Source organism: Desulfotomaculum defluvii, assembly GCF_054657375.1.
The window spans coordinates 1,138,746-1,154,022 of the sequence record NZ_BAAHYV010000007.1 but is presented as its reverse complement, the minus strand read 5'-3'; the positions used below and the strand labels follow the sequence as shown (position 1 = coordinate 1,154,022).

The following is a 15,277-nucleotide window of genomic DNA, read 5'->3' as shown; positions in this document are numbered from 1 at the left end:
AAAAAGCCCAAGACCCATGGCTCATGGCCCAAGGCAAAGTTTATTTTCATAAGAATTACCGAAAGGAGAAAATACAATGATAAAGGTAACACTAAAAGACGGCTCTATCAGAGAATATCCCGCAGGAACTACTGTATTGGATGTTGCTAAAAGTATCAGTCAGGGTTTAGCCAGGGAGGTCTTAGCCGGCAAAATTAACGGTAAAATCGTGGATCTTGAGTATCCCATAAATGAAGATGCCACTTTAGAATTATTCACCTTTAATGACGAAGAGGGAAAAAAGGTCTACAGGCATAGTACAGCCCACGTTTTAGCCCAGGCTGTTAAAAGATTATTTCCAGGTGCCAAACTAGCAATTGGTCCCGCCATTCAAGATGGTTATTATTATGACTTTGATGTAGAACAACCATTTACGCCAGCTCAAATTGAACAAATTGAAAAAGAAATGGATCGCATTATTAAGGAAGATATTCCTTTTAAAAGGGTTGAACTTTCCCGGGAAGAGGCCTTGGAACACTTTAAAAAGCAGGGCGAAATTTACAAGGTAGAACTAATTACAGATCTTCCTGAGGATGCTGTTATCTCTTGCTACCACCAGGGGGATTTTAATGATCTGTGTGCTGGTCCTCACGTACCTTCCACCGGGAAATTAAAAAGCATTAAATTAATGAGCATTGCCGGAGCTTATTGGCGAGGCAGTGAGAAAAACAAAATGCTGCAGCGTATATATGGTACCTCTTTCCCCAAAAAAGCCTTATTGGATGAGCACCTGTTTCGTATTGAGGAAGCTAAGCGTCGTGACCATAGAAAACTAGGTCACGAGCTAGATCTCTTTAGTATTCAGGAAGAGGGACCAGGTTTCCCCTTTTTCCATCCCAAGGGCATGGTATTACGCAATGAATTGGAAAACTTCTGGCGTGGGGAACATAAAAAGCGTGGCTATCAGGAAATACGCACACCTATTATCTTAAATCGTGGCCTATGGGAACAATCCGGACACTGGGATCATTACAAAGAAAATATGTATTTTACTAAGATAGATGAAGGAGATTATGCAGTAAAGCCCATGAACTGCCCAGGCAGTATTCTGGTTTACAGAACTAAAATGCACAGTTACCGTGATCTTCCCCTGCGCTGGGGTGAACTGGGTTTGGTTCACCGCCACGAGTTGTCAGGTGCTTTACATGGCCTGATGCGGGTGCGCTGCTTTACCCAGGATGATGCACATATCTTCATGTTACCCAGCCAGATTAAGGACGAGATTATCGGGGTAATTGACCTGTTTGATTATTTCTATAATACCTTTGGTTTAAGCTATCATGTGGAACTGTCTACCCGTCCGGAAAAATCAATGGGCTCCGATGAGATGTGGGAAACTGCAACAAATTCTCTGCGGGATGCCCTGGAAGCTAAAAAAATGGATTATACAGTGAATGAGGGCGATGGGGCATTTTATGGTCCGAAGATTGACTTTCATTTAACCGATAGTTTAGGAAGAACCTGGCAGTGTGGTACCATTCAGCTTGATTTCCAAATGCCGGAAAAATTTGAACTTACCTATGTTGGTGAAGATGGTCAAAAGCACCGTCCGGTTATGATTCATAGGGTTGTGTTCGGTAGCATTGAACGGTTTATTGGTATTCTCACAGAGCATTTCGCAGGAGCTTTCCCGGTTTGGTTGGCGCCGGTACAGGTTAAAGTGTTACCTATCACAGATAAGCATCATGAATATGCCAAAGAATTAGTAAAACGACTGAATGATCTGGATGTTCGGGTGGAGCTGGATGCCAGAAATGAAAAGATCAATTATAAGATTCGGGAAGCTCAAACCCAAAAAGTCCCCTATATGTTGGTGATAGGTGATCGGGAAATGGAGCAGGGAACTGTTGCTGTACGTCAACGGGGCAAGGGAGATATTGGCGCCATTGCTGTGGAAGAGTTCATTAAAAAGATTGAAGAGGACATTAAAAGTAAGGCAATTTTCTAAGTCTAAAGGGAAAGCCTTGACTCCATAGGTAGTCTATGGTACAATGTCATCTGTTGAACTTAATATAATTGCAAGTAGAAGCATCCCGCTTCTCACCTTACGACTATAGTTAGTAGGGTTATCTAACACAAATTATATTTATAGTTGTGTCTATAAGCGGGTGTTTGTCACCCGCTTTTTATTTTTGTTTTGACTTTAAATTTTGGAGGTGAATATATATTTCAAAACAAGAGCAACGCATTAATGAGGAAATTAGAGCACGTGAAGTACGGGTAGTAGATGCTGAAAACAACCAGCTGGGCATTATGCCTCTTAAAGAAGCTCTGCGTTTAGCAGAGGAAAAACAGCTGGATCTTGTGGAGGTTGCTGCCCAAGCAAAACCGCCGGTTTGCCGTATTATGGATTTTGGTAAATTTAAATATGAGCAAAGCAAGCGAGAGAAGGAAGCCAAGAAAAAACAGCGGATTATTCAGATTAAAGAGGTTAAACTTCGCCCTCGCATTGAGGATCATGACTATTCTGTAAAATCCAAGAATGCTGAACGCTTCCTAAAAGATGGGGATAAGGTCAAGGTTACTATCATGTTCCGTGGCAGAGAAATTGTTCATACAGAGCTGGGAAGATCCCTCCTGGAACGTTTGGCCCAAGACCTGAAAGATATTTGCATTGTGGAAAGACACGCTAAGCTTGAAGGTAAAAACATGATTATGATCTTAGCACCAAAAAATGATAAGCAAGATTAGAAAGGAGTTGCCCTAGATGCCTAAAATTAAAACCCACCGTGGGGCTGCTAAGAGATTTAAGAAAACTGCCACTGGTAAAATTCGTGGCTGGCACGCTTTTCACAGCCACATTCTTGGTAAAAAGTCTCCTAAACGTAAGCGTAACTTACGCCAATCTACCATTGTTCATGAGTCTGATGTAATTCGTCTTAAAAGACTACTGCCCTATTAAAAGTTGATTTTTTTAAGTAAAAGGAGGTAATCATCATGCCACGGGCTAAAAGCAGTGTGGTTTCTCGTAATAGACATAGAAAGGTTTTAAAACTGGCCAAAGGTTATAGAGCTTCCCGTAGCAAGCTGTTTCGGGTAGCCAACCAGGCTGTTATGAAAGCTTTATTTTATGCTTATAGAGACCGTCGTCAGAAAAAACGTGATTTCCGTAAACTATGGATTGCTCGTATCAACGCAGCAACCCGTATGAATGGTCTGTCCTATAGCCGCTTCATTAACGGTCTGAAAAAAGCTGGTGTAGAAGTAAACCGTAAAATGCTGGCTGATCTGGCAGTAAACGATGCCAAGGCATTTGGCCAACTTGTTGAGCTTGCTAAGTCCAAGCTTGCCTAAAAACCCATTAGTGATGAACTAAAGCATGGTCTTGGACCATGCTTTTGCTATATAAAAGCCCTCAGCCCTAGGAGAGAGCATTGGATTTTGTTCATTAGGAAAGATAATCTGACGAATTGGTAGGTGCAATATCCCTTGCACAGCCAATTGCATGGGAAGGATATACTAGTGGTTATAAAGGAAATGTTAAATTTTAAAAAATGAGATGGTGGAGATCCAATGATTACATCAACCCAAAATGCACACGTGAAATATATAAAACGACTAGCACAACGAAATTTTCGCCAAAGGGAAAGAAAGTTTATAGTTGAAGGTATTCGCTTTGTTGAAGAGGCTTTGGCTAGCAATTGGACTGCAGATTACTTACTGTATACAGCGCAGGGAACCCAACTAGAACGGGGTATGATGCTGTTAGAACAGGCCAGAGGTAAAGGGATAGAAACCCTTGAAGTGTCTGAGAGTATCATGAGGGAATTGACCGATACAGAGACTCCCCAGGGAGTGCTGGCGGTGCTTTGGCAACCGGATTATACTCTGGGGGATGTGGTAAAACCTGGACAACACCCTTTGGTAGTTATTGTAGATGGTGTACAGGACCCAGGCAACCTTGGTACCATTATTCGTTCCTCTGACGCTGCGGCAGCCAGTGGTGTTATTTTACTTAAAGGTACAGTAGATCTATACAATCCCAAAACCTTGCGCTCAACAATGGGTTCCTTGTTCCACTTGCCGGTGATGCAGGCTGAGGATGTAGAGGGTGTATTAAATTACCTAATTTCCTTAGGGATTACCCTGCTGATAGGAGATCCCGCGGATGGTATCCCTGTCTTTGGGGCAAATCTTCAAGAACCGGTGGGAATAGTGGTGGGCAATGAAGGGGCTGGGCCTAGAAAGGAAATCTTCTGCCATAAACATCAAAAGATCACCATACTAATGCCCGGCAATGCAGAATCCTTAAATGTTGCTATAGCAACTTCTATTATCCTTTATGAAGCAACTAGGCAGAGGCATAAAATTCAGTAAACTTCCTTGTTTTGCTTAGACCCATATGATATAATCAGTGTCGAAAGGTCCCCAAAAAAGGATGAAAGGTTGTGGTTACGTGTTGATAACCGCCGAATTTTTTTGGAACCTGTTCGAAGCAACCGGGTCGGTTACAGCGTATATAAATTATCGCCGGCTGGTTCTACACTAATAATGCCAGTGCAATGACGGGGAAAAGTATGTAGATTTTTCTTTACAGGGAGAAAGGGTCAAGACTGGAAGCCCTTTTAAAGAAAAACTCCGGAAAGTTCACCCCTGAGCTGCGTTCTGAACGTATTTACATACTAGTAGGTTTCGCCGGTTCTTCTACCGTTATCAGAAGTGGATAAATGTTAATTTATCCTCTAAGTGGTTCTTGATTCTAGAACAATTTGGGTGGTACCACGGAGCTGATCCGTCCCTAATTTTAGGGACGGTTTTTTTATTATTTTATCTTATTTTTACAGGAGGATCGTCATGGAGCAAAAATTAAGAACTTTGTCTCAGGAAGCGCTAACTGCTCTCAGGGATGCCCATACCCCAGAAGCAATCAATGATATTCGAGTTAAATACCTAGGAAAAAAAGGTGAAGTTACACAGGTTTTACGGGGTATGGGTGCTTTATCCGCAGAGGAAAGGCCCAAGGTGGGACAGGTGGCCAATGAAGTAAGGGCAGAAATTGAAAGGGCTCTAGAAGAAAGAAATAACCTGATTAAAGAAGCCCAAAAGGAACAAAAGTTGGCTGCTGAAACCCTTGATGTTACTCTGCCAGGTCACCGTTTCGGCTTGGGTAGATTACACCCGCTGACCCAGGTGATGCAGGAAATAGAAAGTATTTTTATGGGCTTAGGCTTTAAAATTGCCGAAGGGCCAGAGGTGGAGCTGGATTACTACAATTTTGAAGCTTTAAACTTGCCTAAAGACCACCCGGCTAGAGATATGCAAGACACATTCTTTATTAATCCAGAGGTTCTTTTAAGAACCCATACTTCTCCTGTGCAGGCAAGGACAATGGAAAAAATGGTGCCTCAGGTGCCAATAAAAATAATTTGTCCAGGTCGAGTATATCGTAGAGATGATGATGCAACCCACTCTCCTATGTTTCACCAGGTGGAAGGTCTGGCCGTGGATAAGCATATTACCTTTGCAGATTTAAAGGGCATATTAGCTACCTTTGCTAAGCAAATGTTTGGGCCTGAAACCAAGACTAGATTGCGTCCCAGTTATTTTCCATTTACTGAGCCCAGTGCAGAAGTGGATATCTCCTGCTTCAATTGTAAAGGAAGCGGCTGTAGAGTTTGTAAGGGGAGTGGTTGGCTGGAAATTCTTGGTTCGGGTATGGTACATCCCAGAGTCCTAGAGATGTCTGGCTACAACCCCGAGGAAGTAACAGGTTTTGCCTTTGGTATGGGGGTTGAGCGAATTGCTATGCTGAAGTATGGCATAGATGATCTTCGGTTGTTATTTGATAACGATTTGCGTTTTCTGGCACAATTCTAGATTCGGGAGGTTTTTAGATAACCATGCGAGTTTCTTACCAATGGCTTAAAGATTATGTTGATATTCAGATTACACCCCAGGAATTGGCTGATAGGCTAACCCTATCCGGGCTGGCTGTAGATGTTGTGGAAGAACTGGGTGCTGAAATTGAAAATGTTGTTACCGGGCGGATCACAAAAATAGAAAAACACCCTAACGCTGATAAACTGGTGGTTTGTCAGGTGGATGCAGGTAAAGATGAGCCTTTGCAAATTGTTACTGGTGCCACCAATGTGCGGGAGGGTCATATGGTTCCAGTGGCCCTGGAAGGTGCAAAATTGGCCAAGGGATTGCAGATTAAGCGTTCTAAACTTAGAGGCGTGGAGTCCCGGGGGATGCTTTGCTCTGGCCAAGAATTGGGAATGGAAAGTAAACTCCTTTCCGCCGATATGGCTAATGGCATTTTAATTTTACCTGATGATGTAAAAGTGGGCTTGGATGCTAAGGAAGTATTAGGTTTATCCGATTCCGTGCTGGAATTAGACCTTACCCCCAATCGCGGCGATGCCCTTAGCATGATTGGTGTTGCCCGAGATGTGGCGGCCTTATTAAATACTAGATTAAAGGTTCCTGTGCCAAAATTAGAGGAAAACCAGGAAAATATCAATGAAATAGCTAAAATCGAGATAGAAGACCCTGATTTGTGTAGGCGTTACGTGGGGCGAGTAATTAAGGGAATTAAGATAGGGGCTTCACCAATTTGGTTGCAAAATCGACTGCGGGCAGCTGGTGTGAGACCTATTAGTAATGTGGTAGACGTAACGAACTACGTCATGTTGGAAACTGGTCAACCACTACATGCCTTTGATTATGATAAACTTGCTAACCACCATATTATTGTCCGCCGAGCCAAAGAAAATGAAAAAATTGTCTCTCTAGATGGTGTAGAGCGTACCTTAAACCCTGAAATGTTGGCCATTACCGATGAAAAAGGTCCGGTGGCTGTTGCCGGGGTCATGGGAGGACTGGACAGTGAGGTTACTGCCGATACAGTAAATGTTCTTATTGAATCCGCTTACTTTCATCCTATTAATGTACGGCGAACTTCCAAGGCCCTAGGACTACGTTCGGAATCATCCGTACGCTTTGAAAAAGGAATTGACATTAACAATTGCAAGAAGGTTGCAGACAGGGCTTTACAATTAATTCAACAACTGGCAGGGGGAATTGTTGTTTCGGGGGCCATCGATCAATTTCCTAACCCTATAGCTGAAAAAACTATCTTGCTCAGACCCAGTCGGGTAAATTGGATGCTGGGAGTGGAAATCCCCAAATCGGAAATTGTACAAATCATGGAAAACTTGCAATTTAGAGTACAGGAGCAGGGGGAAGAACTATTGGTTACTGTTCCTACCTTCCGACCAGACATCTTTGGTGAGTGGGATCTGGTAGAAGAAGTAGCAAGATTACACGGTTTTAATCAGATTCCTGAGACTTTGCCCTTTGGTGCATCCACCCAGGGTGTGAGAACTCCTGAGCAACAAATGAATTGGGATATCCGCAAGATTATGACTTCATGTGGGTTTTATGAAGTTGTCACCTACAGTTTTGTACATCCAAGGATATTTGATTTAATGAATTTACCTCAGAACAGTAAGTTTAGGAATGTCGTAAAACTTCAAAATCCTCTCAGTGAGGAACAATCTGTTATGAGAACAGTTTTGGTTCCTAGTCTGTTGGAGGTACTGGTTAAAAACCTTAATCGTCGTGCCCAAAGTGGAGCTATTTTTGAAATTTCTCGGGTATTTTATCCCCAGGAAGGGCAACCTCTACCAGAAGAGGTACCAGTACTGGCAGCAGTGGCTTATGGCAATACAGAAAAAACCTGGAATCAGTCTGCCAGACAAATGGATTTCTTCTTCATGAAGGGTGTCGTAGAGCAATTACTACAAGCCCTGGGAGTTCCAGATGTTGTCTTTAAACGTCATCAGGATCCTAGCTTCCATCCCGGTCGCTGTGCGTCCATTGAAACAAACGGACAGGTGTTGGGTGTAGTGGGAGAACTCCATCCCAATGTAGTGGAAAACTTTGAGCTGCCTGGCAGAACTGTTGCCATGAAGTTAGATTTACAGGTTTTAGCACAAACTGACCGCCCTGTAAAACAATATCAAGGTTTGCCTAAGTTTCCGACGGTAGAAAGGGATCTGGCTGTTTTAGTGAAACAGGAAGTTTTGGCTGCGGATATGCTCTCGATTATTCAAAAGGCTGCCGGTAATTTATTGAAAGAAACGGAAATATTTGATCTTTATCAGGGAACTCAGGTTCCTGAGGGTTATAAGAGTGTAGCTTTTTCCATGAAGTTTCAGGCTCTGGATAGGACCCTAACGGATGAAGAAATAAACGATAAAATGCAGCGAATTATTAAATCATTAGCTGCCCAGACCGGAGCAGAATTAAGGAAATAAAGGAACTTAGCATTAATGACCATAACAGGTCTTAGCAAAGGGAGTGTCGCTAAAACTACTTCTATAATAGTGACACTTCCTTTTATATTCATTTTATAGATATAACGCATATGCACCAGCAGGGAACGACCCCCGTGTCGTTCCCACAGTATATCTACATATTCATTGTGGCATCAGTTCTCTTTGTATTTAAGCAGAGGAATCATATCCCGCTGCCCAAAATTTACAATTGTTCAGCAAGGTGCAAAAACATGAAGGAATTTGCATAATAACAGCGAATAAACAATCAGCAAAGGATATTAGGGGGGTTAAAGATGTCTAAGCAACCAAGTAAGGTGGAAGTCGAAATATTTGGTGAGTACTACACCTTAAAAGGGCATGAATCCCCGGAATATATGCAAACTGTAGCAGAATTGGTTAACAAAAAGATGATGGAGATAAGTCGAAGAAACCCCGTACTCTCTCCCAATAAAGTTGCTGTATTGACGGTTGTTAATCTGGTCGATGAGTTAATCAAGCTCCAGGAACAGTATGACAACCTCTTGCAAATGATGGATCCGGAAAAAGCAAACTCCAGTAACTCATGACCAGATCATGAGTTTTATTTTTGGTGTGACATTTGGGGATGATAATCATTAAGTTAAATAAACATAAGCAATTAAAAATATTGTAAAGCATAAAGTAGCACAGAAACGGAGCGGTTTTCATGCAGAACATAGAAATCGCATGGGTTTTCACCGAGTTGGCCGACTTATTGGAACTTCAGGGAGAAGACTTTTATAAAATAAGGGCCTACCGTCGAGCGGCGGAAGTCCTTGCGAAGTTAGAGCAACCTATCCAGGAATTACACCGCCGAAGATTATTATCTAAAATACCTGGGGTAGGCAAGGCTATAGAAGAAAAAATTAAGGAAATACTTGAAACAGGAAGACTAAAGAAGCATCAACAATTATTACAGGAAATTCCCCGGGGTGTTTTAGAGATAAAACAACTGCCAGGAATTGGCCCTAACCGGGCCAGAGTTCTGTATAAGGAATTGGGTATTACCAATTTAGAAGAATTAGCAGAGGCAGTTAATAAACGGCAGGTTCGTACATTGAAGGGCTTTAGCGCAAAGTTGGAATGGGATATCTTAAATGGCATTGAAATGCTCCGCAACCGCCAAGGGAGAACTCGTCTTTCTGTAGCCAGAGAACTTGCAGCAGAATTAATTAAATACCTAAAACTATTACCAGGCACCCTAGAGGTGGAGGTAGCTGGCAGTACCAGACGTTGGAAGGAAACGGTGGAAGATTTAGACTTAGTGGCCGCGGCCGAGGATCCAGAACCTCTATTGACTGCCCTTGCCGCTCATCCCAGGGTGAAAGAGATAATTGAAAGACAAAGCTATCGAATCTGCGTAGCCACCTGGTGGGGACTCTCTGTGGATTTGCAGGTGGCGTCGCCAGAGGAATTTCTCTTTACACTCCATCGCAATACTGGGTCTAAAGACCATTATACAAGTTTGCAACAAATTGCAGCAAAACAAGGTTTGAAACTGAATCACCATGGTATTAAGTCAAAACAGGATGAATTTCTACCTATCAATAATGAAGTAGGTATTTACAAAACCCTTGGCATGGAATATGTTCCACCGGAACTGCGTGAAGGCTCCGGCGAGGTGGAAGCAGCTTTAAGGGGTACTCTGCCATCCCTAATAAATAATTCAGATATTAAGGGTGATCTTCATATCCATACTACATGGAGCGATTCTGCTCTGGGAATAGATGATATTATCAAGAGATGTCGGGAGAAGGGATATTCCTATGCGGCTATTACGGACCATTCGCGATCCTTAAAAATCGCTAATGGATTGGACCTTGATAGACTGGCACAGCAGCATCATCTGATTCGCGAATTAAATAAGAAATTGGATGATTTTACACTGCTTACGGGTGTGGAGATGGATATCCTGCCCAATGGTGAATTAGACTATCCAGACGAAATCCTAGAGCAAATGGATGTGGTAATCGGTTCTATTCACACGGGTTTTAAGCAGAGTAAGAAAGAGATTACCCGTCGAATCACCAAAGCCATGGAGAATGAACGGGTTAATATCATTGCTCACCTGACGGGCCGTCTGATAGGCAGACGAGAACCCTATGAAGTGGATATTGAAGAGTTATTAGAAACAGCAGCTAAGACTAATACGATACTAGAAATCAACTCTTCGCCTGACCGCTTGGATATAAACGAGGTTTATGCACGGCAAGCCAAAGATTTAGGGATTAAGATCAGTATCAATACCGATGCCCATGACCTTATGCGCTTGGATGAAATTGTCTATGGCGTAGCGGTGGCCCGTAGGGCTGGGTTGGAACCGCAGGATGTCATTAATACTTTAAGCCTAGAAGATTTACAAGAGGTGCTGCGATAAATGCAACCGTTACCGGTAGAATTTTATGCCAGGGATACTACCTTGGTGGCCAAGGAATTGTTGGGGACATTATTGGTGCACAGGAGTCCAGAAGGGATTACGGTGGGGCGAATTGTGGAAACTGAAGCATATTTGCAGGGGGACCCAGCCTGTCATGCCTCACGGGGTATGACACCCCGTAACAGTGTTATGTTTGGGCCCCCTGGACATGCCTATGTTTATTTCACTTACGGTATGCACTATTGCTTTAATGTGGTTACGGCTTCCGAAGGGGTAGGGGAAGCTGTTCTTATTAGAGCCCTGGAACCTATAGAAGGACTGGAACTCATGAGAAAACGCCGTGGTAGGGATCGTCTCCATGAATTGTGCGGCGGACCAGCTCGGTTGGTCCAGGCCTTTGGTATCACCAAAGAGCATAATAAAAAGGACTTAACCACAGGCCCATTATTTATTGCTCCATCCCCCGACCCACCACCGGATATCTACATTACCACCCGCATAGGCATAAAGGAAGGGGCTGATCTGCCCTTGCGTTTTTATATTCAAGGCAACAAATTTATTTCCAAAAAGTAGCATATTAGACATTAGCCTTTAGTCGTTAGCGGAAAGTTGAAAAGCTAAAAGATTTTCCTGCCGCCAGAGGCACTTGCAGAAGATAAAATTGAACCACAGCATATCGCCTTTTTTGTAAGCATGTTAGGATAGGTTAACTATAAGAAATGTAGGGAACGATCCCTGTGTCGTTCCGCCCGGAACTGTCAAATCAGTTTGTAACCCAGGTGCCTGGCACCGATGAATTGTAAGCCATTTTTTAGGATAGTTAAAACTAAAAGCTAAATTGAAAGGAGCCAACAATAATTATGAAATTACAAGAAATCTATGATCTTATTATTAAAATGGGTATTGAGCATGATCCCCGGGGTTTGGAAGTTGTGCAAAAACAGTTGGATAGGGAAAAGAAAAAAATTGCTGATTTAAAAGAGGACGAGAGGAAAGAAGTGGATCAAGATCGTATTTTTAACCCTTATTCTGATACCAGAGTCCTTTTTGGAGAGTTGGACAGAGAAGTAAAACGAATTTTAGTTGGGATTGATATGGAAGTAGGTGAAGTGTTACTGGCAGATCGGCTGGCAGATAAAGGTAAAAAGATAGATTTAATTATGGCACACCACCCAGAAGGAAAGGCAACTGCCGGTCTTTATGATGTCATGCACTTGCAAGAAGACCTGTTATACCAATTGGGAGTACCAGTTAACGTAGCAGAAGGAATTATGGCTGGTCGCATTGCCGAAGTTCGCCGGGGTCTCATGCCGGTAAATCACAATCGAGCTGTGGATGTAGCAAGGTTACTGGATATACCCATGATGTGCTGTCATACCCCTGCTGATAATATGGTTACAGAATATGTACAAAAGAAAATTGGCGAAAATTATTGTGAAACCCTAGGCGACATTGTCAAGGTGTTAAAGGATATTCCTGAATATGCAGCAGCTGTCAAAACCGGTGCAGGTCCCACCATTGTGGTAGGTTCCAAAGAGCGTAGTGCCGGTAAAGTATTTGTAGATATGACCGGTGGCACCAGCGGTTCTGAGGATGCCTATGCCAAGCTAGCCATCGCTGGTGTTGGCACCCTGGTAGTTATGCATATCAGCGAGAAGCATCGCAAAGAAGCTGAAAAGAACCATGTAAATGTTATCATTGCAGGTCATATGGCCAGCGATTCCCTAGGCATGAATCTGATTTTGGATCAGCTTGAGCAACAGGGCGTGGAAATATTAACCTGTTCGGGCTTGATTCGTATAAAGCGCTATTAGCTTTTAGCTTTTAGCTGTTAGCCATTAGCAGTTAGCCTTTAGCCTTGAGCTTTTAGTCGTAGAATGCTGTTGCCTTTAGGGTTCTTAAAAACTAATAGCTAACGACTAATGGCTATACAGTAGCTTTGAGATGATAACAACCCTTGCTAAAAATAAATATAATTTTCAGCTATACTCTACATTAGTATTAGGAGGAACCCCCATGACCCAAGGACCTGAGCTGCTGGCCCCGGCAGGAAGCTGGGAAGCTCTGGTAGCTGCAGTACAAAACGGAGCGGATGCAATATATCTAGGCGGCAAATTGTTTAATGCCAGGCATTCTGCCAGTAATTTCGATCATGACGAATTGGCCCGGGCGGTAGAATATGCCCATGTTCGTGGAGTCAAAATTCATGTAACAGTAAACATCCTCTTGGCAAACCACGAGCTGGAGGAAGCCTTGGGCTTTCTTCACTTCCTGCATAATACTGGGGTTGATGCTGTTATCGTACAGGATTTAGGCTTAGCCAGGTTGGCACGGGAGGTTATTCCTGAGCTGCCACTGCATTCCAGTACCCAAATGACCGTACATAATTTGCCAGGTGTCCAACTGATGCAACAGAGCGGCTTTGACCGCATTGTGTTGGCCCGGGAGATGGACCTGCAGGAAATTGCAGCAATTAAAAAACAAACTGGAGCTGATCTGGAGGTCTTTGCCCACGGGGCCCTCTGTGTTTGCTATTCCGGTCAATGCTTGATGTCCAGTATGATCGGCGGGCGCAGCGGCAATCGGGGCAAATGTGCTCAACCCTGTAGACTTCAGTATCAGCTGGTAGATGAGCGGGGCAGAAACCTTGCTGACCCTACTAAGATTGGTGAATATCTGCTGAGTCCCCGTGATATTAATTCCAGTGAATTGATTCCTCGGTTAATTGCCGCAGGCATAAATTCTTTTAAAATAGAGGGCCGAATGAAACGTCCAGAATATGTGGCAACGGTTATTCGTACCTATCGAAACTTAATTGACCGGGCCATGGAAGATGTTGAAAGTTATCAGGTTATGGAAAATGAGGCCCGAGATTTAGCCCAAATCTTTAACCGTGATTTTAGTCCAGGCTATTTTTTAGGTAACCCTGGTAAAAATTTAATGAGTTACAAACGCCCCAATAATCGTGGGGTCCGTCTGGGACGAGTCAAGGGGTTCAATAAAAAATTCAACACAGTAGAAGTGTTATTAGAGGAACCTCTGCGACTAGGGGACGGTGTTGAAGTGTGGGTCACCGAAGGTGGTCGCAGCGGAGTAGAAGTTAATAGTATTATAGTTAACGGCAAGCAGGTTGAGTTTGCTCAAGCAGGCACCGTGGTGGGATTATCTATGCCTGGAAAGATTCATACAGGTGATCGTGTCTTTAAAACCCATGATGCAAGTCTAATGGAACGTGCCCGGGAAACTTTCACCTCAACACGGGAAACCAGGAAAATTCCTTTGCATTTTTTAGTTAGGGCCGTAGTTGGTGAACCCATGTACCTAAGGGTGGTGGATGACCAGGGTTTTTCTGCGGATGGTTACAGTGACGAAGCTTGTCAGGAAGCATTGAAAAGACCTTTGACAAAGGAATTTTTACAGGATCAGTTGGATCGCCTGGGTAATACGCCCTTTGCTTTGGGAGAGCTGGAGGCAGATCTGGCAGGCAGTGTTATCCTTCCCATGCGAGAGATCAACGAGCTGCGCCGCAGGGTGCTAACGGATCTGGAACAAAAAAGGGCAAAGGCGGATCGACGGCCTGGTGTGGCAGAGCACTTGTTTAAAGAGCGCCTTCGGGGAGCCCTTAAATCTATTAGACAAACTGAGTCTCCTGAAATTAGTCCGTTGCTAGCTGTGAATGTTACAGACCTCACGTCACTGGAAGCTGCGGTCAGCTATGGAGCCAATATTGTCTATTTTGGTGGCGAAAGTTACCGTTCGAAAGGGATTGTTACAGAAAGAGATATCAGGGCAGGTTTGGAGTTTTGCCATAAGAACGGGGTGTCTCTGTTACTAAATTCGCCACGAATCCTGCATGACCACGATTTGAAAAGATTCACAGGGTTGTTAGAGCGGCTTGCAGAACTGCCACTGGGTGGAATTTTGGTTGGTAATCTGGGTTTGTTGAAGATAATTAAAGATTACACCAGCAAACCAGTGATTGGCGATTTTACCCTCAACAGTTTTAACTCTGCGGCCATACATTACTTCAAGGAACAGGGTGTTCAGAGGATTGTCCTGTCTCCGGAGTTAACTATGAAACAGGTTCAGGAAATAGCCAAAACAACCCCTGTGCCCTTGGAGGTCTTGGTACAGGGTGCTGTTCCCCTAATGAATACTCGTTATTGTCCTGTGGGAAGTGTCCTGGGTGGTTTAACCTTGGAAAATAAATGTGCAGGACCTTGCCATAGTCAGAGATGTGGTTTGAAGGATCGGATGGGACTGATTTTTCCCATAGAGGTAGATCAGTACTGCCGTATGCATCTGTTTAATGCTAAAGATTTGTGTGTCATTGAGGATGTTTTTACTCTCCTATCAGCAGGTGTGTCTGTGTTGCGTATAGAGGCAAAGAAAGAAGATCATGAGTATGTGGCGAGAACAGTGAATCATTATCACAAAGCCATAGAACGATATAAACATAATTTGCGGGATGAACGTAAAGACAAGGAAGCTAAGGAAGATCTGGAACAACTAAGTACTTCAGGCATTACCAAAGGTCACTATTTCAGGGGAGTTATTTAAG

General features: G+C 43.4%; 12 protein-coding genes and 2 other annotated features. All 12 genes read left to right on the top strand.

All coding sequences use genetic code 11. From position 1 onward, the window contains the following. Window positions 1-76: 76 nt before the first annotated feature. The 12 genes from thrS (at window position 77) to ACYQ03_RS12660 (ending at window position 15,276) form a co-directional block, all read left to right on the top strand. Window positions 77-1,987, top strand: a complete 1,911-nt coding sequence (thrS, locus tag ACYQ03_RS12715) for a threonine--tRNA ligase (protein WP_459910304.1) — start codon at window positions 77-79, stop codon at window positions 1,985-1,987. A gap of 66 nt (window positions 1,988-2,053) precedes the next feature. Next, window positions 2,054-2,176, top strand: a sequence feature (ribosomal protein L20 leader region). Window positions 2,177-2,199: 23 nt separating this feature from the next. Beyond that, window positions 2,200-2,730, top strand: a complete 531-nt coding sequence (infC, locus tag ACYQ03_RS12710; protein ID WP_459910811.1) for a translation initiation factor IF-3 — start codon at window positions 2,200-2,202, stop codon at window positions 2,728-2,730. 16 nt (window positions 2,731-2,746) lie between these two features. Then, the gene (gene rpmI / locus ACYQ03_RS12705) at window positions 2,747-2,941 is read left to right on the top strand and encodes a 50S ribosomal protein L35 (RefSeq protein ID WP_459910303.1); all 195 of its coding nucleotides are present in this window, start codon (window positions 2,747-2,749) and stop codon (window positions 2,939-2,941) included. 35 nt (window positions 2,942-2,976) lie between these two features. Next, entirely contained in the window at window positions 2,977-3,333 is a 357-nt protein-coding gene (gene rplT, locus ACYQ03_RS12700; protein ID WP_459910302.1) for a 50S ribosomal protein L20, read from the top strand. Window positions 3,334-3,552: 219 nt separating this feature from the next. Then, window positions 3,553-4,356: a TrmH family RNA methyltransferase gene (locus ACYQ03_RS12695; protein ID WP_459910301.1), complete on the top strand. Its 804-nt coding sequence runs from the start codon at window positions 3,553-3,555 to the stop codon at window positions 4,354-4,356. A gap of 176 nt (window positions 4,357-4,532) precedes the next feature. Further along, window positions 4,533-4,782: a binding site (T-box leader), on the top strand. Window positions 4,783-4,833: 51 nt separating this feature from the next. Next, window positions 4,834-5,856: a phenylalanine--tRNA ligase subunit alpha gene (gene pheS / locus ACYQ03_RS12690; RefSeq protein WP_459910300.1), complete on the top strand. Its 1,023-nt coding sequence runs from the start codon at window positions 4,834-4,836 to the stop codon at window positions 5,854-5,856. A 23-nt stretch (window positions 5,857-5,879) separates the two neighbouring features. Then, window positions 5,880-8,300: a phenylalanine--tRNA ligase subunit beta gene (gene pheT / locus ACYQ03_RS12685; RefSeq protein WP_459910299.1), complete on the top strand. Its 2,421-nt coding sequence runs from the start codon at window positions 5,880-5,882 to the stop codon at window positions 8,298-8,300. Window positions 8,301-8,614: 314 nt separating this feature from the next. Continuing rightward, complete coding sequence (gene zapA / locus ACYQ03_RS12680) at window positions 8,615-8,887, top strand: cell division protein ZapA (RefSeq protein WP_459910298.1); 273 nt, start codon at window positions 8,615-8,617, stop codon at window positions 8,885-8,887. Window positions 8,888-9,006: 119 nt separating this feature from the next. Beyond that, a complete protein-coding gene (polX, locus tag ACYQ03_RS12675; RefSeq protein WP_459910297.1) occupies window positions 9,007-10,716 on the top strand; it encodes a DNA polymerase/3'-5' exonuclease PolX in 1,710 nt (569 codons plus the stop codon). Further along, entirely contained in the window at window positions 10,717-11,289 is a 573-nt protein-coding gene (locus ACYQ03_RS12670) for a DNA-3-methyladenine glycosylase (RefSeq protein WP_459910296.1), read from the top strand. A gap of 287 nt (window positions 11,290-11,576) precedes the next feature. Continuing rightward, the gene (locus tag ACYQ03_RS12665; protein ID WP_459910295.1) at window positions 11,577-12,530 is read left to right on the top strand and encodes an NGG1p interacting factor NIF3; all 954 of its coding nucleotides are present in this window, start codon (window positions 11,577-11,579) and stop codon (window positions 12,528-12,530) included. 202 nt (window positions 12,531-12,732) lie between these two features. Then, complete coding sequence (locus ACYQ03_RS12660; protein WP_459910294.1) at window positions 12,733-15,276, top strand: U32 family peptidase; 2,544 nt, start codon at window positions 12,733-12,735, stop codon at window positions 15,274-15,276. The last annotated feature ends 1 nt before the right edge of the window (window position 15,277 follow it).

Bases quoted from the DNA above. Each gene is read 5' to 3' on its own strand.
- thrS (WP_459910304.1), top strand. From the start codon at position 77: ATGATAAAGGTAACACTAAAAGACGGCTCTATCAGAGAATATCCCGCA.
- rpmI (WP_459910303.1), top strand. From the start codon at position 2,747: ATGCCTAAAATTAAAACCCACCGTGGGGCTGCTAAGAGATTTAAGAAA.
- rplT (WP_459910302.1), top strand. From the start codon at position 2,977: ATGCCACGGGCTAAAAGCAGTGTGGTTTCTCGTAATAGACATAGAAAG.
- ACYQ03_RS12695 (WP_459910301.1), top strand. From the start codon at position 3,553: ATGATTACATCAACCCAAAATGCACACGTGAAATATATAAAACGACTA.
- pheS (WP_459910300.1), top strand. From the start codon at position 4,834: ATGGAGCAAAAATTAAGAACTTTGTCTCAGGAAGCGCTAACTGCTCTC.
- pheT (WP_459910299.1), top strand. From the start codon at position 5,880: ATGCGAGTTTCTTACCAATGGCTTAAAGATTATGTTGATATTCAGATT.
- zapA (WP_459910298.1), top strand. From the start codon at position 8,615: ATGTCTAAGCAACCAAGTAAGGTGGAAGTCGAAATATTTGGTGAGTAC.
- polX (WP_459910297.1), top strand. From the start codon at position 9,007: ATGCAGAACATAGAAATCGCATGGGTTTTCACCGAGTTGGCCGACTTA.
- ACYQ03_RS12670 (WP_459910296.1), top strand. From the start codon at position 10,717: ATGCAACCGTTACCGGTAGAATTTTATGCCAGGGATACTACCTTGGTG.
- ACYQ03_RS12665 (WP_459910295.1), top strand. From the start codon at position 11,577: ATGAAATTACAAGAAATCTATGATCTTATTATTAAAATGGGTATTGAG.
- ACYQ03_RS12660 (WP_459910294.1), top strand. From the start codon at position 12,733: ATGACCCAAGGACCTGAGCTGCTGGCCCCGGCAGGAAGCTGGGAAGCT.